This is a genomic window from Acidimicrobiales bacterium (assembly GCA_041394245.1).
Lineage (GTDB): Bacteria > Actinomycetota > Acidimicrobiia > Acidimicrobiales > Aldehydirespiratoraceae > JAJRXC01.
This window is the reverse complement of the sequence record JAWKIR010000002.1, coordinates 2,511,986-2,531,499: the sequence shown is the minus strand read 5'-3', so window position 1 is coordinate 2,531,499 and position 19,514 is coordinate 2,511,986. Positions and strand designations below refer to the sequence as shown.

Sequence of the window (19,514 nt, the reverse complement as noted above, 5' to 3'; positions counted from 1 at the left end):
CATTCGCCCACTGCTGGGAGCAAGGAATCATGCCCGTCGCGAGAGGCCCCCAGATCAATGCCCGCAGTGCAGTGCTCGTCGGCATCACCGGTGTCGTCATCGCCCTCCTCCTCGGGGCGATGGTGGTGTGGGTCGCGCAATCGAGCGACACCGTGACGGTGCAGCTCGGCGACACGAGTTTCGACGCCGGGTTCACGGGTCGCATCAGCGAGGAGATCGCGGCGCGGGGCCCGATCCTCTACGCCGATGCCGGTTCGAGAGGCGCTCGCGACATCTTCCTCCAGCACATCGGCGACGATCCCGCAGTCGGGTGGCTGGCATTCGAAGCCCGCCGGGGAATCGACCCGCGAGACTGCTCTGCAGTGTGGAACCCGGAGCGACGCACGTTCACGCTCGTCTCGAGCACCGACTTCGAATGCGACACCGTCACATTCAACGAACTCGGATGCGGGCTCGAACGTCTACCGGTCGCGGTGATCGACGACAAGGTCATCGTCTTCCTCAACGAGACCCAGGAAGAGGTCGACGCACGACTCGCCGATCCCGACACCGAGCAGCCGGCCCCCGATGGCCCGAACCTGAGCTGCCCTGAATAGTCGCGGTCAGCGCGCCGGGACGGGGTCGTCGGCCTCGGTCGACAAGGAGGCGGATGACGGCGCGAAGGACGAGAAGCCGGCGGGCGCCAACCCGGGAGACGCACCCGCATCGGCACCCGCAGGCGGGCACGCCGTCACCTCGAACCGCCCGACATAGATCCCCTCGTGGTCGTTGTAGAGGCCGTCACGAGTGTCGAAATCGAACTGGAACCGCACGGTCTGACCGTTGAACGACGACGGGATCGTGATGGTGTACGACTCGAAGCCGCTCGTGTCTCCGATCGACGACACCTGGTAGAGCGTGTTCGTGGACGAGCCGAGGATGAGCAAGCGCAACCGGTCGTAGCCGGGGTCCTGCTTCTCCACTTCGCGCCACACCGTGAACTTGACGGTGTTCGGCCCCGTGCTCGGGATCTCGAACTCGGGCGAGAGGACGCGACCGCTGTTGCGGTTGTTGCCGGTGCGGAAGTTGCCGTTCGTCCCTCGGCCGTAGTGCAGCGACCCACCGTCTCGTGAGGCCTCCGTGTTGTGGTTCCAGAGCCCGTTGACCCCGCTTCCCCACGAGTTGTCGATCGTCCATCCCTCGAGTCCGGACGAGAACTCACAGACGGAGACGCCGGAGCAGGATCCGACCGCAGCCGCGACCGGGTCCATCGAGATCACGGTGGGCGCGGCCCAGACCGCAGCACCGGCCAGGGCCGTGCGGCCGAGGAAGGTACGCCGCCCCATCGTCGATGAGGTGACCGGCAACGGTGCGCGTACGCCCGTCATCGCAGCGCCGAGCGCTCGGGGAACAGTGACATGTCACTCTTCGTGTCGGCCGATGTCGTGTGTCATCAACGGATATGAGTCAAAAGCCCCAGAAAACCTCCGCCGGAGCCTACGAGGCCGTCAGAGTTTCTCGAGCGGAGCCCACGAGAGCAGGAGTCGCTTCTCGCCGACGCTGGGGAAATGCACGCTGGCCTCGGCCTTGTCGCCCGATCCCTCGATGTCGATGATGATCCCCTCGCCCCACTGAGCGTGACGCACATCGTCGCCGATCCGCAGGCCCATGGTTTCCGCCCCCGACGGTGTCGGTGCGCTGCCTGCGGCCATGGCCTGCTCGACCACTCGGTCGCGGTGCGCACGCTCACGCTCGGCGCCGATCCGCTGACGATCGCCGCCGTAGCTGGTGCCGCTGCTTCCGTAGGAACTCCGGTCGCGTCGGCTGCGCAGTCGCGAGCCGCCGACCTCTTCGACCAGCTCTGACGGGATCTCGTCGAGGAACCGGCTCGGCGGGTTGTATTGCGTCGTCCCGTGGAGCATCCGGCTCCACGCGTTGGTGAGATAGAGCTTCTGCATCGCCCGGGTGATCCCGACGTAGGCGAGACGCCGTTCTTCCTCGAGCTCGTGGGGTTCACCGAGCGAACGGATGTGGGGGAAGACGCCGTCCTCCATCCCGATGATGAACACGTACGGGTACTCGAGCCCCTTGGCCGAGTGGAGGGTCATGAGCGTCACGGTCGACTCGTCGTCATCGGTGTCGTCGGTGTCGCTGACGAGCGAGATCTGCTCGAGGAACTCGTCGACCGTCTCGTAGTCGCGGGCCATACCGACGAGCTCCGAGAGGTTCTCGAGCCGGCCTTCGGCCTCGACCGAACGCTCGGCCTGCAGCTCCTCGAGGTAGCCCGACCGATCGAGCGCCTCCTCGATGATCGTGGCGGGACCGGCATCGAGCTTGCGGATCTCGGTGGTCAGCACGAGGAACTTCTCGAGACCCGTGGCGGCTCGCCCGGTGACCCCGGCCTCGTCGAATCGGACCACGGCCTGGTCGAAGGACTCGCCGGTCGCGTTGGCCCACGCATCGAGCTTGCCGATGGAGGAATCGCCCACTCCGCGCTTTGGGACGTTGATCACCCGCTTGACCGACACCTCGTCGGTGGGATTGACGATGGCCCGCAGGTAGGCGATGGCGTCCTTGATCTCACGACGGTCATAGAAACGGGTGCCGCCGACGACCTTGTAGGGGATGCCGACCCGCAGCAGGAACTCCTCGAGCACACGGGACTGGGCGTTGGCTCGGTAGAAGACCGCGATCTCGTCGTAGCGGACCTGCTCGTGATCGTGGAGCCGGGCGATCTCGTTGGCGACGTATTGCGACTCGTCGGACTCGTCGTCGGCGTGGTAGCGGACGATCTTCTCGCCCGGCCCCTGGTCGGTCCAGAGGTCCTTGGGCTTGCGGCCGATGTTCTTGGCGATGACCGCGTTCGCAGCATCGAGGATCGACTGTGTGGAGCGATAGTTCTGCTCGAGCACGACCACGCTCGCGTCGGGGAACGCCTCCTCGAACTCGAGGATGTTGCGGATGTCGGCGCCGCGGAACCGGTAGATCGATTGGTCACTGTCGCCCACGACGGTCACCTGACGGTGCTCCTCGCTGAGCATCAGCACCAGATCGTTCTGGACCGGGTTGGTGTCCTGGTACTCGTCGACGAGGACGTGGCCGAACCGGCGTCGCCAACTGTCGAGCACGTCGGGATGGGTACGGAAGAGCTCGACCGTCCGCTGCAGCAGATCATCGAAGTCCATCGCCCCGGCCGTCAGCAGACGCTTCTGGTATTCGAAGTAGACGTCGGCGATCTTGCGCTCGAAGATCTGCTGTGCCTCTTCGGCGTAGACCATCGCGCTGATGTTGTCGTTCTTCGCCGCAGAGATGGCGGCGTGGACCGAGCGGGGCGGGAACCGCTTCGGGTCGAGGTTGAGATCGCGGATGACGTAGCCCACGAGGCGTACGGCGTCGGCCTGGTCGTAGATCGAGAACCGCGACGGGAATCCGAGCCGCTCGACATCGCGGCGCAGAATGCGAACGCAGGCCGAGTGGAACGTGGAGACCCACATCCGCTCGGCGACAGGCCCGACGAGCCCACCGACCCGGTGCTTCATCTCCCCCGCGGCCTTGTTGGTGAAGGTGATGGCGAGAATCTCGAACGGCGACAGTCCCTCGTCGATCAGGTGGGCGATGCGATGGGTGAGCACACGCGTCTTGCCCGATCCCGCGCCGGCGACGACCAGCAGCGGCCCACCGGTGTGGACGACGGCATCGAACTGGGCCGGGTTCAGGCCATCGAAGAGGGACGAGTCGGGCACCCGGCCACCCTACCGACGACATCTGACACCCTGCCCCGCCACACCGGTGTCAGACACCCGCTACACGAGAAGGTATGGGTGTCTGACCCCCGGATACTTTCTCAGGCGACGAGTTTGTAGCCGAGGCCGCGGATGGTGACGATCAGCTCGGGGGTGTCGGGGTTGGGTTCGACCTTGGCCCGGAGACGCTTGATGTGGACGTCGAGCGTCTTCGTGTCGCCGACGTAGTCGTAGCCCCACACCCGGTCGATGAGCGTCTGACGGGTGACCACCAGTCCTTTGTTGTCCATCAGCAGGGCGAGCAGTTCGAACTCTTTCAGCGGGAGCTGCACTTCTTCACCCTTGACCGTCACCTCATGGCGCTCACGGTCGAGACGCAGCTCCCCGGCCTCGAGCACGACGACGTCGCCGCCGACTCCCGGCGCCGCCGCGCTCGCTCGTCGCAGCACGGTACGCATACGGGCCACGAGCTCCCGGACCCGATACGGCTTGGCCACATAGTCATCGGCGCCGACTTCGAGCGCGACCACTGCATCGATCTCCTCGTTGCGGGCCGACACCATGATCACCGGCGTCTCGTCCACGGAGCGGATCTCGCGGCAGACGTCGATTCCTGACATCCTGGGCAACATCACGTCGAGGAGGACGAGGTCGGGCTTGTGAGCCCGCCACACCTCGAGCGCCTCCTCGCCGTCTGCGGCGAGGTGGACGATGAAGCCCTCCTGCTTGAGTGCTTGACGCAGCCCCTCGCGAAACGACGGTTCGTCGTCCACCACGAGAATGCTGATGCCCGGGTTCACGTCGACTCGGCGTCGGCCGCATCCGCGCCCGCGAGCGGCAGCTGCATCGAGAAGCTGGATCCTTCGCCCGGCTTCGACTCGACCAGCACCCGCCCGCCGTGGTTCTGCGCGACATGCCTGACGATGGCCAAGCCGAGCCCGGTACCACCAGTCTCGCGGCTGCGCGCCCGATCGACGCGGTAGAACCGTTCGAACACCCGCTCGAGTTCGGCGCGGGGAATGCCGACGCCTTCGTCCTTCACGATGATGGCAACGGAACCCTCGCGCGGCTCTACGGTGATCGTGATGCGCTGATCGGCCTCGGAGTAGCGGACGCCGTTGTCGAGCAGATTGGTGAGCGCCCGGACGAGTTGTCGGCGCTCACCCCGCAGCCGCAAACCCGAGGGAAGTCCGACGGTCGCGACCTCCACGCGGTGCGTGCCCGCGAACGCCCTCACTTTGTCGACGGCGCTCTGGACGAGCTCGTCGACGTCGATGTCGTCCTCACCGGTTGCGGCTTCCTCGAGCCTGGTCAGCTCGAGGAGGTCATCGATGATGTCCTCGACGCGCTGCGCTTCCTTCTGCAGCATCTCGGAGAGTCGGAGTCGATCTGTCGGGTCGTCCTCGTTCACGAGCGTCTCGGCCAGCAACGACATCGCCCCGACGGGAGTCTTGAGCTCGTGCGACACGTTGGCGACGAAGTCTCGGCGGATTGCATCGATTCGCCGCTCCGCCGCGATCGAATCGATCACCGCCAAACCGCGGGTCGGCCGCTGCTCACCTGTCTCCTGGCGGGCGCGGGCGCGCTCGGCAGCCTGCGCCTCGGGGAGCCATCCGTCGATGATGTAGCGAACTCGTTCGCCGAGATTCTCGGCATGGTCCCCGATCCGTTCGTAGAAGCGTCCCACGAGCGCAAGCTGCAGCGACTGCTGAGGATCGAGCGCACCGCGCCGCGCGTCAGCGATCACATGCTGGATGTAGCGGTAGTGGAGATCGTCGAGCACATCGTCGAGCTCGTTGATGGAACCGGCCAGCTGAGAGTCGCGACTGCGGAACGCCTCTGCGGCGCGCCGCAGCAGCAGCTGGGCCTGCGAGCTCATCCGAGCAACGAGGTCGCGGACATGATCGTCGGGATGTGCGCCCTGGAGACGACCGATCGCCTTCGCGATGTTGCTCACGAGGTCGCCACTGCGCTCGATGTCCATGTTCATGTGCATCGCCGCGACGACGAAGCGCAAGTCGGTGGCGACCGGCTGCTCTCGCACGAGCGTGTCGATGCAGCCCTCTTCGACCTGCAGGGAGAGCAGATCGATGTCGTCGTCGGCAGCCACGAGCGTGTCTGCCGTGTCCACGTCGCCTTCGAGCATGGCAGAGGTGACGGTGCCGACCCGCTCGGCGACCAGTTCTGTCATCGCCAACAGCCGGTCCTCAATCAGGTGGAGGCGTTCGTCCAGGCTGGTGCGGATCTCGTTCACGGGGTCTCCTAACGACCACTCAGCCGAACCGGCCGGTCACATACGCCTCGGTCCGCTCGTCGGTCGGGTTCGAGAAGATGGTGCCGGTCTCGCCGAGTTCGACAAGTTTGCCCCGTCGCTGGCCGGTGCCCTCATCCAGCTCGGCGGTGAAGAAGGCGGTACGGTCGCTCACTCGCGCTGCCTGCTGCATGTTGTGGGTCACGATGACGATCGTGTAGTCGTTCTGGATCTCCTTCATGAGCTCTTCGATTCGCCCGGTGGCGATCGGATCGAGCGCGGAGCAGGGCTCGTCCATCAAGAGGACGTCCGGGTTGATCGCAATCGCACGAGCGATACACAGCCGTTGTTGCTGGCCACCCGACATCCCGAGCGCCGATTCACCCAACCGGTCCTTGACCTCGTCCCACAAGCCGGCGCTTCGCAGGGATTTCTCGACCACCTCGTCGAGGTTGCCCTTTTGTCCCGCGACCTTGGGACCGTACGCGACATTGTCGTAGATCGACTTTGGGAACGGATTCGGCTTCTGGAACACCATGCCGACCCGACGCCTCACTGCGACAGGGTCGACTCTGGGGTCGTAGAGATCGACGCCGTGATAGAGCACGCTGCCCTCGACGCGGGCGATGTCGATCAGGTCGTTCATGCGGTTGAAGCAACGCAGAACCGTCGACTTCCCGCACCCGGAAGGGCCGATGAACGCCGTGATCTCTCGCTCACGGACATCGAGGTTGACATCGGCCACCGCACGCAGATCGCCGTAGAAGACGCTGAGATCGCGGACGCTGAACACGTGGTCGGCGACCGCGGTGTCGTCCGCGATGACTTCGAGGTCGGGCGCGAGCCGGGTGACGGGACGGGTTTCGGATTCGGTCATGTGCATCAGCGTCCGAGTTTCTTGGAGATTCGGGCTCGAGCGACGATCGCCACGAGATTGATCAGGAAGACCATCGCCAGCAGCACCACACTCGCGGCCGCAGCGTGGCCGCGCCAGGTCTGGGCCGGGAGTCGAGAGAAATTGGCGATGTTCATCGGCAGGGCGGTGAAAGCGCCCTGGAGTTGTTCGAGAAAGTCGTTGTTGCCGGTCGTGTAGAAGCCCGCCGCCCCGATCACGAGCAACGGAGCCGCTTCGCCGAGGGCCCGGGCGATGGCGAGAACCGTGCCGGTGAGGATGCCGGGCATCGCTGCCGGGATCACCTGCGAGCGGATCACTTCCCACTGGGTGGCCCCGAGCCCGTAAGCTCCCTCGCGCAACGACGCCGGCACCGCCCGGACAGCCTCGGCCGAGGTGATCACCACCACGGGCAGCACGAGCACGGCGAGCGTGATGCCGGCGGCGACCACGGAGGAGCCGCCCGTCAGTCCGCGAAGTCCCTGCACGAAGACGGCCAGACCGAGCAGGCCGTAGACGATCGAGGGAACGCCGGCGAGATTTCGGACGGTCACCTGGATCAGCCGGGTCGCGATCGTGTCGTTCGCGTACTCCTCGAGATAGACCGCGCCTGCGATGCCGATCGGGAAGGTCAGCATCACGATCCCGGCGATCAGGAGACTGCCGCGGATTCCCTGGGCAACGCCGGCCTGAGCCGGATCGGACGACGACGGCGACCGGACGAAGTCCCAGAGGCGCCCGGACAGGACGTCCCAGGCCTCGACGATCACATTCCAGAAGACGGCTCCCACCATGGCAAAGGCAAGAGCTACCGAGATCAGAAGGAGGCCGAGGAATATCTGGCCCTTGATGTCCGCGCCCTTCCTCGCTTTCAGGTCGGCGAGATCGACCACGGACGAACGGGCGACCGCCATCAGTAGACCTGCCGGAAGCGGCGGACGACGGCATCGGAGAGGATGTTCAACAACATGGTCATCACGAACAGCACTGCGCCGAGGAAGTAGAGGCTCTGGAACGCGAGGCCCGAGCCGGCGACCTGATCGGTGCCCGCCCCGAGCGACGCCATCGCCGCCGTGATCGTCTGACCCGGTTGGATCGGATCGGTGTTGAAGATGCCATTGCCACCGCCGGCGATGAACACGACCATCGTCTCGCCGACCGCTCGTGAGACCCCGACGATCGCCGCCGCCGAGATGCCCGAGAGCGCAGCCGGGAACACCACCCGGAGGGCAGTCGTGACCTTCCGCCCGCCGAGGCCGTAACTCGCCTCGCGAAGTTCCATGGGAACCGCCCGCATCGCATCCTCGGAGATCGAGGCGATGATCGGCACGGTGAGGACACCGACACCGATGCCGGCGGCCAGGATGGAGAAGATGCCGATGTCGTCGAAGATTCGGGACAGCACCGTCGGCGCGATGAAGCTGATGGCGAAGAGACCGATCACAACGCTGGGGATGCTCGCCAGCGTCTCGATCAGCGGCTTGACGAATCGACGGACCCGGGGAGACGCGTACTCGGAGAGGTAGAAGGCCACGCCGAGACCGACGGGTCCGGCCACCAGCATGGCGATGCCGGTGACCCAGAGGGTCCCGACGAACAATGTCGAGAGGTCAAACTCGCCCCCGCGGGGGAACCATCCGCGTTCGGTAAGGATCCCCCACTCGAACTCGCTGTCGGAAACGAACTTCGCGGCCTCGGTGAAGATGTTCCAGATGATGAGGACACTCACGACGACCGAGGCGAGGCCGGCCGCGAACATCGCACGCGCGGCGCGGCGGTTGCCGCGGGCCCGGCCGGGTTCGAGGCGCAGATCGTCGGCGCCGTGGATCTCGGGCAAATCGATGACCGACGTGGAGCGTTCGAACCCGTCGACCACGAGCGTGCCGGCCAGGAGGTCCCACGGCGCCCGATGGGCAGGAGTTCGCCACACCACGATCCCGACGATGGACCAGATGACCAGCACGACCACGACGCTGAAGTCGAGGGCGAGGACCGGTAGGCCGTAGAGGACGCCGAAGCGGCCGAGTTGACGGATGACGATCGTCAGAACGGGCGCGGGAGTACCGTCGGTGAGTGCGATGTGCTGCCCAGTGAGCGCTCCGATCGCAGTCGTCGCCCCGGCGAACTCCCAGCCATTCCAGATCGCCATCATCACGAAGGCGAGCCAGAAGTTCGAGGGCCCGAAGTCGGTCACCGGCCCGGCGACGAAGTACTCCACCAACGCGATTCCCATCGCAACGAGGATGAACGCGAGCGGCTCACTCAACGCGGCGGTCGCACGACGGGACAGCGCAGGCGTGGTGACTACTCCCACTGGCCCGCCCCCACGAGACGGTTGTTCCACACGGCCTGGGCTCGCACCTGATCCGACGCGGCGAGGTCCACATAGCCGACCGCTCGCACCGATTCGAGGCCGACGTCGCTCATCATGTAGTCGACGAAGGCGGCGACCGACGGGTCGGTCGCCGCGGCCTCGGCGTTGACGTACGTGTAGAGGAAGCGGGCGATCGGGAAGGAAGCGTCAGCGATCGTCTCCGGCGTCGGTGTGACGCACTCGCCGCCGTCCTCGACGCTGACTGCCAAGAGGTTGACGTCGCCGGCCTCGGCCGCCTCGTGGGCGAAGGCGTAGCCCACCCATCCGAGGGAGTACTGACTCGCGGCGATGCCTTCGATGATGACGTTGTCGTTGGCATTGGCGGCGTAGTCGGGTCGGATGGTCTCGACGAACTCGCGGGCTTCGGGATCGAGCCCGGTCTTGCCGCTCGCCACCGACTCGATCACGATCTCGCCGAACGAGTCGTACGTGCCCGACTCCTCACCCGGCGCGAACACGTCGAGCGGCGCGTCCGGGAACGTCGTACCGCCCCAGCCCGACGTCAACGCATTCGCGTCGGCCCAACTCTCGAACCCGAACGCTTCCTCGGACAACAACGCATACAGGTCATTGAACGACACACACTCGATCGCATCATTGGTCGACGAGGTGATCACCGAGATGCCGTCGATGCCCCGCCGGATCTCGATGAACTCGATGCCATTGGCCTCGCAGATCTCGATCTCTTCGTCCTTGAACAGCCGCGAGGCATTCGCGATCGGTGCTTCGCCGGCGCAGAACTTCTTCGCGCCGTCGCCCGAGCCCGGGCCTTCCACGGTGATCGCGACACCGGGAGCGAGGGCCGCGAACTCCTCCGCCTGCTGCTGCACGATCGGGAAGACGGTCGACGAACCCGAGACGAGATACTCGCCCTCGAGACCGTCCATCGAAGTGTCATCCATGGTGTTCGTGTCGCCAGAACTCGTGTCGCCCGAACTGTTGGCGTCGATCGTCGTGTCGCTGGAATCCGTCGCGCCGCTGTCATCGCCACAGGCCGCAGCGAAGACACCGAGGACAACGAGCAACGTGACGGCGAACAGGGAGCGTCGCTTGTATGGGTTGTTGTGCATGCTCGGCACGGTACGAAGCCAGCTTTGCGGGCGAGGGGCCGAACGGTGAACCGATCAGGCAATGAAGCTGAACAGTCGGTAAACGAGGTGGCCGCCGCCAGCCGCTGACTAGCGTGCCGACCATGTCGCACCCCTTCCGGTTCGGTGTCTCCGTGGGCGCCGTCGCCGATCCCACGGAGCTCGTCGCCCTCGCCGTCCGCGCCGAGGACCTGGGCTACGACGCCGTCGCCATCAGCGACCATCTCGACGAGGGGTGTGCCCCGGTCGTCGCGCTCACCGCCGCGGCGATGGCGACCGAGCGGATCCGACTCGCCACGCTCGTGCTGGCCAACGACTTCCGCAACCCGGCGGTGCTCGCGAAGGAGTTGGCGACGCTCGATGTGCTCTCCGGTGGGCGACTCGAGTGGGGCATCGGTGCGGGCTGGAAGATCACCGACTACGAAAAGGCCGGCATCATCCTCGATCGCCCGGGCGTGCGCATCGATCGTCTCGCCGAGGCGATCTCGGTGATGAAGCGGTCCTTCGCCGACGGCGAGTTCTCGTTCGACGGCAGCCACTACCGCATCGTCGCCCACGAAGGTCTGCCGAAACCGGTGCAGCGTCCCCATCCCCCACTCATGATCGCCGGCGGCGGGCCCCGAGTCCTCGGTCTCGCCGGACGCGAGGCCGACATCGTCGGGATCAACCTCTCGCTCGCCTCCGGCACGCTCGACGCGTCCGCCGGTGCCAGCGGCTCGCCGAGCCGAACCGATGCCAAGGTCGCCGCAGTTCGCGACGCCGCCGGCCCACGGTTCGACGACCTCGTCCTCCAGACGCGCATCCACATGGTGCTGCCGAGCGACGATCGGCAGTCGTTGATCGAGTCGATGGCCCCCGGCTTCCACCTGAGCGCCGAGGAGGCCGCCGAGATGCCCCACGTCCTGGTCGGCACGGTCGACGAGATGTGCAACGACATACGGCGCTGGCGCGACCGTTGGGGCATCTCCTACGTCAGCTGGAGCGCAGACGCCATCGACACGATGGCACCCGTGGTCGAGCGCCTGGCGGGCCGCTGAGTCAGCTTGCGAAGCGCAGCGGCCCGCGCACGGCATCGGCGAGTTCGCCGTCGAGCGTCAGATAGCAGCGTCGGGCCGGTTCCGTGCAGTCGATCGTGTCGTCGGCCAGGCTCAGGGTCTCCACCACCACGAGATCCACGCCACCGGTGCCATCGACAACGTCGACGTTGCCGAGCGGTTCACAGAACAGACCGCGCGGTCCCCCGTCGGCGCACTGGCGCACCGTGAAGGAACCGTCGACCGGCATGTCGAAGACATCGAGCCGCACCACCGCCCCCGCGACCAGATCCTGGCTCGGGCTGACGGTGTACTCCGGCGGCCGACTCGGTGGCTCGGCAGGATCGAAGTCGAGAGGAATGGGGTTGGGCGAGCGTCCCGCAGCCAGCAACTCGACCACCTGGTCGTCTCCGTCGCCCGCGACCGGAGGTGGTGCGACGGTCCGGACCACGAGCATGCACCGGTAGACCTCGAGCGCACAGTCGTGGGCGCCGTCCTCGGAGACGCGCTGGCGCTGGGCGGCCACCGTCATCGAGAAGCTCCCCGCCGCGTCGACGTCGACCAGTTCGCCCGGATTGCGGTTGACGCATCCCCAGCTCGCGTCGTCGAGCCCGCCCACCGGGCACTGGGTCACCATCACCTGACTGTCGGGATCGAAGCCGACCCCGCTGACCGAGATCGCATCGCCGTCGCGGAGACCGGAGGTGGGTGTGGCCTCGATCGATGGCGGGGCGATGCCGTCGGCGACGCGGAAGACGATCTCGACCGCGCCCGATTCATCGAGATCGAGCGTGTTGCCCACCCCGATCCGGCAGCCGGCATCGGTACCACCCGTCGCACAATCGCGCACCCCGTTGGCGGTGTCGATCAGCTGGTTGACGGTCATGTACGAGATGAACGCACCCTGGTCGTCGGCAGACGCGATCGCGATGTTTCCGAGGTCGCAGTCGTCGCGGGACCCGGTGCCGTCACCCAGCCAGCACTGGACCATCGCGATGGTCGCACCGGCGGTGAAGCCCGAGCCGGCGATCTCCACATCCTGCTGGTCGACGAGATCGGTGGCCGGGGTGGCCGTGATCGGAAGGCGCAGGGACTCGAGGCCATCGAGCGGGCCGGCCTCGTCGATCAGGACCTCGTCGGCTTCCGTGTCGTCGGGTGCCGTGTCGTCGGGTGCCGTGTCGTCGGCTTCCGTGTCGTCGGCTTCCGTGTCGTCGGGTGCCGAGGCCTCGTTCGACCCGCCCGCCGTCACGAGCCACACGCCGACCCCGAGAAGGAGCGCCAACGCTCCCAGCAACACCACGCGTTCGACGACCGGGCCGCGGTTCATGGCTCACCTCGGAATCGCAGCGGCACCGTCTGTTCGTGGACCCCGCTCACGCGGAACTCGCAGACCCGGCCGTCGGCGGCGCAGTCGACACTGTCGCCGGCCCCGTTCACGAGGAACTGTTCGATCACGTAGGTGGTGGACGCCGATCCGTCGATGACCGTCGTCGTGATCTCGGGTCCGCACGTCACTCCGAGATCCCCCTGATCGACGCATTGCTGGAGGAACAGCTCGCCGTCGCGGGCGACCTCGTCGATCGAGACCGTGACGAACGCGCCATCGAACAGATCGAAGCCGGGATCGAGGACCAGCGAGACTCCGGATGCCGGCCGGGTCGATCCGTCGAAGAACAGCCCGACCGGGTTGGGTGCGTCGGTGGTGCCGTGCGCGGCCAGCCGGCATCCGTAGACATCGTCGAAGCAGTCGATTCCCGACCCGAGCTCCCGCCGAGCGGTGACCACGGCGGTGAACGCGCCGTCCGCGTCCGCCATCACCGTGTCGATCAGGTAGCCACTGGAGAAGCAGCCGGAGAACGAGTGGGCGCCGCCGATCACACATTGACCGAGACGCACCTCGTCGTTCGGCTCGAAGTTCGCACCGACAACCGTGAGCTGGTCACCATCGCGGATACCGACGGTCGGCGTGACCGTGATCACCGGGGACCGCACACCTTCGACATTGCCGTCGAACCATGCGTTCGCGACGCCGGACTCGTCGTAGTTGTCGATGTTGCCGATCGCGATCGCGCAATCGACCGAGCTGAGTGCGCAATCCATCTCCCCCTCGCCCGTGCCGATGTAGCGCCGGACGATGAGCGTCATGTCGACGTAGCCGTTCTCGTCCGCATTCCCGAGGAGATAGTTCGACAGGTCGCAGTTGTCGACCGAACCGTCACGCTCGGGGCCGACGATTCCGGCGCACTGGACGATCGCCACCGTCGCGTTCGGGGTGTAGCCCGCGCCGCGTGCGCGGACCTCCGACCCGTCGACGAGATCGGTGTCGGGGGTGACCTCCAAGGGAAGACGGACGGAGTCGAGTCCGTCGTAGCGACCGGCGGCATCGACCGCCACCGGCTCGGGATCGTCGGGATCGTCGGGATCGTCGGGATCGGCCCGGTCGGTCGTGCCGTCGGGCGACGAACCGCCGGCGTTGGCGATCGCGAAGCCGCCGAGCGCCACGAGGAGCAGCAGGCCCAGGATCGCCAGCAGGCGTCCTCCCCGCGGCCGCGATGGGGGCGCGAGATCGATGTCGATGTCGATCTGCTGTTCGTCCGCCATGTCGTCCCCCGCTCAAGTCGACCAGACGAGTCTGACACGTCGCCGCACCCGTTGCCGGTCGCCCGTTCAGACAGACCGGCCGGTGAGGGCGAGAAGCCGGGCTGCGGCATCGGCATCGGGCGCCGGCTCGACCGGTCGCTCGGGCAGCACGCCACCCGCGATCACGGCGTCGGCGTGGGCGGCCCAGAAGTCGAGACACCATTCGGCGAGATCCTCGGGGATCTCGACGGGGGCAGCGAGGGCGCGGCCGATGTCCCAGGCCCGCACGAGGTTCTCGGTGACGCGCTGACCGACCAGGTCGGCGACGGCCAAGGACCCCTGGGGGTGGTCGACGACCCGTTCGAGTGCGCCGGGCTCGCGCAGCGCGGCGATCGCCGCGACGGCAGTGCCGCGCCAGGCGGCGACCGGCGCGTTGCCGAGCACCGCGGCGTCGAACTCTCCGACCAATCGCAGTGACTGGCCCGCCACCGCCGAGGCGATGTGGGAGTCGCCCACCACCACCCACGCGACGGTCGTGACGACGGTCCAGTCGTCGCCCGTCTGCGCTTCCCACTCGTGATCGGCGAGGGCGGCGATCTTCTCGCCGAAGAGCGCCGCGGCGCGCTGGTATGCGTCGGCCGCGGTCAACACCACGGAGTCACCCCACTCGCCCACTGCCTTTCGCCTACTCCCATTCGATGGTGCCGGGTGGCTTCGACGTGATGTCGTAGGCCACACGGTTCACACCGGGCACCTCGTTGATCACCCGGCTGCTCATCGTCTCGAGCACGTCGTAGGGGATCCGCGCCCAGTCGGCGGTCATGGCGTCCTCGCTGGTGACGGCACGGATGATGATCGGGTAGCCGTAGGTGCGTTCGTCGCCCATCACACCGACGCTGCGGATGTCGGGCAGCACCGCGAACGACTGCCAGATCTCGCGCTCGAGCCCGGCGTTGCGGAGTTCTTCCCGCACGATGAAGTCGGCGTGCTGGAGCGTCGCCACCTTGTCGGGGGTGACCTCACCGATGATCCGGACGCCGAGTCCCGGGCCGGGGAACGGCTGACGCTCGACGATCTCGTCGGGCAGACCGAGCTCACGGCCGACCTGGCGGACCTCGTCCTTGAAGAGGCTCCGCAGCGGCTCGACGAGTTCGAAGTCGATGTCGTCGGGGAGACCGCCCACGTTGTGGTGGCTCTTGATCGTCGACGCGTGCTCGGAACCCGACTCGATCACGTCGGGGTAGAGGGTTCCCTGCACGAGGAAGTCGGCGCCCTCGACCTTCGACTGGGCATCCTCGAACACCCGGATGAACAGCTCGCCGATCGCCTTGCGCTTCGCTTCCGGTTCGGTGATCCCGGCGAGGGCGGCGAAGAACCGCTCACCGGCCTCGACATGGATGAGCTCGACACCGAAGTTGCGTTCGAAGGTCTCGACGACCTGGTCGCCCTCGTTGAGCCGCATCAGCCCGGTGTCGACGAACACGCAGGTCAGCTGGTCGCCGATCGCCTTGTGCACGACCGCCGCGGCGACGGCGGAGTCGACGCCGCCGCTCAGGCCGCACAGCGCACGACGATCGCCCACCTGCGAACGGATCTGCTCGACGGCGGTGTCGATGATCGACGCCATCGTCCACTTGCCCGACGCCGCGCAACCGACCCGGAGGAACTGCTCGATGACGTGTTGGCCGTGGGCGGTGTGCATGACCTCGGGATGGAACTGCACGCCATAGAGCTTCTGCTCGCGGTCCTCGAACGCGGCGACGGGCGCGTCGGGGGTCGACGCAGTCGCGGTCACACCGGCCGGCGGGTTGACGATCGCATCGAAGTGGCTCATCCACACCGACTGCTGCGCCGGTGTGCCCCCGAGGAGGATGCCACCATCGCCCTCGACGGTCATGGTCGTGCGGCCGTACTCGCCCCGATCCGTGCGACCGACGAGACCGCCGTTTTGCTGCGCGATCAACTGGGCGCCGTAGCAGATCCCGAGAATCGGCACCCCGAGGTCGTAGACCGCAGGGTCGATCGCGATGGCACCCTCGGCGTGAACCGAATCGGGGCCGCCGCTGAAGATGATCCCGGTCGGCGCCTTCTCGGCGATCTCGTCCGCCGTGATGGTCGGCGCCACGATCTCGCTGTAGACGTGGGCTTCGCGCACTCGACGGGCGATCAACTGGGCGTATTGCGCACCGAAGTCGACGACGAGGACCTTCTCGTCGCTCCCGGGAGCCGCCGCGTTCATCGGACCACGACCTCGGCCTTCTGGAAGCCCTTGAGGTCGGTGTAGCCGCACAGCGCCATCGCGTCGCGCAGGTTGTCGGCCACATCACCGGTCTGCGGATCGGCACCGATGAGCACGGACGCGTCGACCACCACCGCATCGGCCCCGCACGCCACGGCCTTCGCGACATCGGCTCCGGTGGCGATGTCGCCGCGAGCGATCAGGTGGCAATAGACACCCGTCTCGTCGAGGTGACGGACCCGGGCGGAGCGGGCATCGCCGATGGCGGTCGCCAACGGCACGCCGATACCGAGGTCGTCGCGGTCGACGCCGACGATGACACCGGCCGCGCCGGTGCGCATCAGATGCAGCGCCGCGGCGTAGCTCGCACAGCCGCCGACGATGACGGGGATGTCGAGCGAGCGGATGAAGGTCTTGAGGTTGAGGCTCGTTCCACCGACGGACACGGCCTCGGCGGAGATCACTCCGTCGTGGATGACGAGGATGTCGACCTCGGCCTTGATGGCGACCGGCGCGAGTTCCTCGGCCCGGGTTCCGCCCACCGCGGCCGCCACGCGGATGTCGGCGGACTTGATCGCGGCGATCTGGGCCGCGAGCGCGCCTGGATCGCCGTGCGCGGACCACATCGCCTCGAGATCGACGACGGCCAACGCGCCGGCGCGGCCGATCGCCACCGCCTCGTCGACCCCCACGGGCCGCTCGATTCCGGCGGCGAGAAACGGCAGGTCGAACTTGTAGGCGTCGATCTTCCAGCCCAGGTCGACGTCGTCACGGTCGCGCGTGCGGCGCGCCGGAACGATCGAGATCTCGTCGAGGCCGATGCCCCGACGTCCACTCTTGCCTCGTCCGATATCGATCTCGGCCACGCGTACGACCCCTTCGTCGGGCCGTACCGACCGGCAGTTGGCCCGGGTGGAAAGAGAGGAGCCTAGCCGCCGAGGACGGACTTCAGGAGCTGTTTCGCGACCTTCGTGTTCATCTCGTACGCCGCCTTGGCGCCGCCTTGGGAAACACGCCGGACCAGGGTCCCGTCGGTCACCTGGGCGAGCCCGTCGAGACCCGCCAGCGTGGCATCGCGTGTCGCGTCGGTGGCGCGATGCCCGAGCGCGGTCAGACCCTTCACCAGATCGCTGTCGGCCAGCGGCGCCGGCGCCGCTGCCGCGATCAGCCGCAGCGCGTCCTTGGTCAGTTCCGCGCTTCCCTCGACGACGTCGGCTGCGGTCCTGTCCGCGCCGGTGGATTCGAGCCAGACCGTCACCTGACGGACGAGTTCGGGGTGGGTGGCTGCGGTGAAGCGGATCTCGGGCACAGACGTAGTGTACGACGCGGGTCGTGCTCAGCCCGGTCCGCCCCGGATGGTGTCGTCGGTGCCCGTCGCGATGGCCAGGAGCTGTCGCAGCATCGCGCCCGTTGCGCCCCAGACCGTGTCGCCCTCCAGCTCGAAGAACGTGATGGCGCGCGGGGCTCCGAAGTGACGAAGGGGCCAGATCTCCTCCCGCCACACCTCGTCGAGCAACAGCTCGGACAGGGCGACATGACGAACCGACTCGACCTCATCGGGCGACGGCGTGAGGTCCGGTCGACGGTCGGTGACCGCGACGAACGGGGTGACGAGCGTCCGCGATCCCACCGTCACGAACCTGTCGAGTCCCCCCACACGATGGATCCGCGAGGCATCGAGATCGACCTCCTCCTCGGCCTCACGCACCGCCGTCGCCCACAGATCACGGTCGGTGTCGTCCTTGCGGCCTCCCGGGAACGCGATCTCGTGGGCGTGCAGGCGCATCCTCGGCGACCGCCGGGTCAGCACCACGTGGGGTTCGCCGTCCTCCTCGTAGAGAAGGCAGAGCACCGCGCTGTCCCGAGTCTGCTCCGGGACCGGGCCGACGACCTGCGGTGGTCGGCGGCGCTGGAGGGCCCCGATCACCCGGTCGAGATCGAGGGTCCGGTCGGAGACGGGCAGGGCCGCCCACGGCGGTGGACCACCGAGCGTCGCGCCTTCGGGCCGGGGAATGCGCTGCGGACCACCGCGTCCCGGTGGCACGGGAACGAGCGGCTCGATCGCCTCGGGCCACTCGCCCGCCGGCGCCGCCGGATCACTCAGGACCCCACCCCGATCGGGCACTGGCGCAACTCGCCGCGACATGGTCGATCCATGGGCGTCAGGCTATCCACGCCCCATACTGCAGCGATGCGGCCGCCCGATCCCCGACACGTCACGGCAGTGTCGCTGGCGACGATGGTGGCGGCGATCGCTCCGGTGCACCTCTTCGGCGCGCTCGCCCCCGACATCCAGACCGAGTTCGGGTTCGGCGACGCACAACAGGGCTACGCCGTCGCCGCCTACTTCGCCGTGTCGGCCGCCCTGTCGTCGTGGGGTGGCGCCCTGTCGGATCGACTCGGCCCCACACCCGCGCTGCGACTCGGGACCACCATGGCCGGGGTCGGCACGATCGGGGTCCTGCTCGCGTCCTCCTATACCGGCGTGGTGCTCGCGTTGTGTGTCGCAGGGATCGGCAACGCCATCAACCAGCCGTCGAACAACACCTTCATCTCGGGAGGAGTGCCGGTGCGGCATCGAGGGTTCGCCCTCGGCATCAAGCAGGCCGCCATCCCGACCTCGACCGGTCTCGCCGGTCTCGCCCTTCCGACGATCGCCGTGTCGCTCGGCTGGCGTGCCGCCTATGTGGGCGCCGCCGCGCTGGCCGGTGCAGCGATCATCGCCATGCCCCAGGTCGCCGCCCCCGTGAACCCGCCCGCCGTCCGCATCCGCTACCGCCCGTCCCCCCGGGTCTGGCGCGTCGCCGTCGGCGCCGCGTTCGGAGCCGCTGCCGTCAGCAACATCGGTGCCTTTCTGGTCCGGACGCTCGAGGACGCGGGCTTCGATCGCACCACCGCCGGCATCGTGCAGGTGGCGGGAAGCCTGGCTCTCATCAGCAGTCGTATCGGGTGGGGCGCGCTGATGGATCGCCGCTCCTACGATCGCTTCCGCTTCGCGACGGCGCTCCTCGTCGTCGGGGCCTTCGCGTATCCGATGATCGGCACCGGACACACGATCCTGGCCGTGTGTGGCGCCCTGCTCGCCTACGGATTCGGCTGGTCGTGGCCCGGGATCGTCCATCTCGGAACCGTCGAACAGAATCCGGCGACCACCGGAGCCTCGTCGGGGGTGGTGCAGGCCGGCATGTTCGTCGGCGCGATGACCGGACCCGCGGCGTTCGGCGTCATCGCCGACACGCACGGCTTCGGATGGGCCTGGTTGATGGCCGCCTGCCTCAGCACCGCGGCGGCACTGCTGATGGCGACGGCATCCGCGCAGACCGGCGTCGAGTAG

18 protein-coding genes are annotated in these 19,514 nt (G+C 67.4%); 3 read left to right on the top strand and 15 right to left on the bottom strand.

The window, feature by feature from the left end; translation table 11 throughout:
• Positions 1-29: 29 nt before the first annotated feature.
• The gene (locus R2707_12625) at positions 30-596 is read left to right on the top strand and encodes a hypothetical protein (GenBank protein ID MEZ5245935.1); all 567 of its coding nucleotides are present in this window, start codon (positions 30-32) and stop codon (positions 594-596) included.
• A 6-nt stretch (positions 597-602) separates the two neighbouring features.
• On the opposite strand, the gene R2707_12620 is transcribed toward R2707_12625, so the two are convergent.
• From R2707_12620 to R2707_12585, 8 genes are all read right to left on the bottom strand, one after another.
• Complete coding sequence (locus R2707_12620; GenBank protein ID MEZ5245934.1) at positions 603-1,367, bottom strand: hypothetical protein; 765 nt, start codon at positions 1,365-1,367, stop codon at positions 603-605.
• A gap of 120 nt (positions 1,368-1,487) precedes the next feature.
• Entirely contained in the window at positions 1,488-3,722 is a 2,235-nt protein-coding gene (pcrA, locus tag R2707_12615) for a DNA helicase PcrA (GenBank protein MEZ5245933.1), read from the bottom strand.
• Between the two features lie 101 nt (positions 3,723-3,823).
• A complete protein-coding gene (locus tag R2707_12610; GenBank protein ID MEZ5245932.1) occupies positions 3,824-4,495 on the bottom strand; it encodes a response regulator transcription factor in 672 nt (223 codons plus the stop codon).
• 23 nt (positions 4,496-4,518) lie between these two features.
• On the bottom strand, positions 4,519-5,976 hold the full coding sequence (gene phoU, locus R2707_12605) for a phosphate signaling complex protein PhoU (protein ID MEZ5245931.1): 1,458 nt from the start codon (positions 5,974-5,976) through the stop codon (positions 4,519-4,521).
• A gap of 19 nt (positions 5,977-5,995) precedes the next feature.
• Positions 5,996-6,850, bottom strand: coding sequence for a phosphate ABC transporter ATP-binding protein PstB (gene pstB, locus R2707_12600; GenBank protein ID MEZ5245930.1), 855 nt, complete (start codon positions 6,848-6,850; stop codon positions 5,996-5,998).
• Positions 6,851-6,855: 5 nt separating this feature from the next.
• On the bottom strand, positions 6,856-7,779 hold the full coding sequence (gene pstA / locus R2707_12595) for a phosphate ABC transporter permease PstA (protein ID MEZ5245929.1): 924 nt from the start codon (positions 7,777-7,779) through the stop codon (positions 6,856-6,858).
• Positions 7,779-9,179, bottom strand: coding sequence for a phosphate ABC transporter permease subunit PstC (gene pstC, locus R2707_12590; GenBank protein MEZ5245928.1), 1,401 nt, complete (start codon positions 9,177-9,179; stop codon positions 7,779-7,781). The genes pstA and pstC overlap by 1 nt, the downstream gene beginning before the upstream one ends.
• Positions 9,170-10,309, bottom strand: a complete 1,140-nt coding sequence (locus tag R2707_12585) for a substrate-binding domain-containing protein (protein MEZ5245927.1) — start codon at positions 10,307-10,309, stop codon at positions 9,170-9,172. Before R2707_12585 ends, pstC begins: the two co-directional genes overlap by 10 nt.
• 122 nt (positions 10,310-10,431) lie before the next feature.
• Here R2707_12585 and R2707_12580 point away from each other — a divergent pair, with 122 nt between their 5' ends.
• Entirely contained in the window at positions 10,432-11,364 is a 933-nt protein-coding gene (locus tag R2707_12580) for a TIGR03621 family F420-dependent LLM class oxidoreductase (GenBank protein ID MEZ5245926.1), read from the top strand.
• Position 11,365: 1 nt separating this feature from the next.
• Here the strand turns inward: R2707_12580 and R2707_12575 are convergent, their stop codons facing one another.
• The 7 genes from R2707_12575 to R2707_12545 form a co-directional block, all read right to left on the bottom strand.
• Entirely contained in the window at positions 11,366-12,688 is a 1,323-nt protein-coding gene (locus R2707_12575; protein MEZ5245925.1) for a neocarzinostatin apoprotein domain-containing protein, read from the bottom strand.
• Complete coding sequence (locus R2707_12570; protein ID MEZ5245924.1) at positions 12,685-13,962, bottom strand: neocarzinostatin apoprotein domain-containing protein; 1,278 nt, start codon at positions 13,960-13,962, stop codon at positions 12,685-12,687. Before R2707_12570 ends, R2707_12575 begins: the two co-directional genes overlap by 4 nt.
• A gap of 66 nt (positions 13,963-14,028) precedes the next feature.
• Positions 14,029-14,616 carry a hypothetical protein gene (locus R2707_12565; protein ID MEZ5245923.1) on the bottom strand — a complete coding sequence of 196 codons (588 nt, stop codon included), beginning with the start codon at positions 14,614-14,616 and terminating at the stop codon, positions 14,029-14,031.
• A gap of 10 nt (positions 14,617-14,626) precedes the next feature.
• Positions 14,627-16,180: a glutamine-hydrolyzing GMP synthase gene (gene guaA / locus R2707_12560; GenBank protein MEZ5245922.1), complete on the bottom strand. Its 1,554-nt coding sequence runs from the start codon at positions 16,178-16,180 to the stop codon at positions 14,627-14,629.
• Positions 16,177-17,046 carry an IMP dehydrogenase gene (locus tag R2707_12555; GenBank protein MEZ5245921.1) on the bottom strand — a complete coding sequence of 290 codons (870 nt, stop codon included), beginning with the start codon at positions 17,044-17,046 and terminating at the stop codon, positions 16,177-16,179. The genes guaA and R2707_12555 overlap by 4 nt, the downstream gene beginning before the upstream one ends.
• 62 nt (positions 17,047-17,108) lie before the next feature.
• Positions 17,109-17,489: a hypothetical protein gene (locus R2707_12550; protein ID MEZ5245920.1), complete on the bottom strand. Its 381-nt coding sequence runs from the start codon at positions 17,487-17,489 to the stop codon at positions 17,109-17,111.
• A gap of 27 nt (positions 17,490-17,516) precedes the next feature.
• A complete protein-coding gene (locus R2707_12545) occupies positions 17,517-18,305 on the bottom strand; it encodes a CoA pyrophosphatase (GenBank protein MEZ5245919.1) in 789 nt (262 codons plus the stop codon).
• A gap of 66 nt (positions 18,306-18,371) precedes the next feature.
• On the opposite strand from R2707_12545, the gene R2707_12540 reads away from it, so the two are divergent.
• Entirely contained in the window at positions 18,372-19,514 is a 1,143-nt protein-coding gene (locus tag R2707_12540) for an MFS transporter (GenBank protein ID MEZ5245918.1), read from the top strand.

What these genes read in the sequence shown, in the direction of transcription:
- R2707_12625 (MEZ5245935.1), top strand. Translation starts at nt 30, where the DNA reads ATGCCCGTCGCGAGAGGCCCCCAGATCAATGCCCGCAGTGCAGTGCTC.
- R2707_12620 (MEZ5245934.1), bottom strand. Translation starts at nt 1,367, where the DNA reads ATGACGGGCGTACGCGCACCGTTGCCGGTCACCTCATCGACGATGGGG.
- pstB (MEZ5245930.1), bottom strand. Translation starts at nt 6,850, where the DNA reads ATGACCGAATCCGAAACCCGTCCCGTCACCCGGCTCGCGCCCGACCTC.
- pstA (MEZ5245929.1), bottom strand. Translation starts at nt 7,779, where the DNA reads ATGGCGGTCGCCCGTTCGTCCGTGGTCGATCTCGCCGACCTGAAAGCG.
- R2707_12585 (MEZ5245927.1), bottom strand. Translation starts at nt 10,309, where the DNA reads ATGCACAACAACCCATACAAGCGACGCTCCCTGTTCGCCGTCACGTTG.
- R2707_12580 (MEZ5245926.1), top strand. Translation starts at nt 10,432, where the DNA reads ATGTCGCACCCCTTCCGGTTCGGTGTCTCCGTGGGCGCCGTCGCCGAT.
- R2707_12575 (MEZ5245925.1), bottom strand. Translation starts at nt 12,688, where the DNA reads ATGAACCGCGGCCCGGTCGTCGAACGCGTGGTGTTGCTGGGAGCGTTG.
- R2707_12570 (MEZ5245924.1), bottom strand. Translation starts at nt 13,962, where the DNA reads ATGGCGGACGAACAGCAGATCGACATCGACATCGATCTCGCGCCCCCA.
- guaA (MEZ5245922.1), bottom strand. Translation starts at nt 16,180, where the DNA reads ATGAACGCGGCGGCTCCCGGGAGCGACGAGAAGGTCCTCGTCGTCGAC.
- R2707_12540 (MEZ5245918.1), top strand. Translation starts at nt 18,372, where the DNA reads ATGCGGCCGCCCGATCCCCGACACGTCACGGCAGTGTCGCTGGCGACG.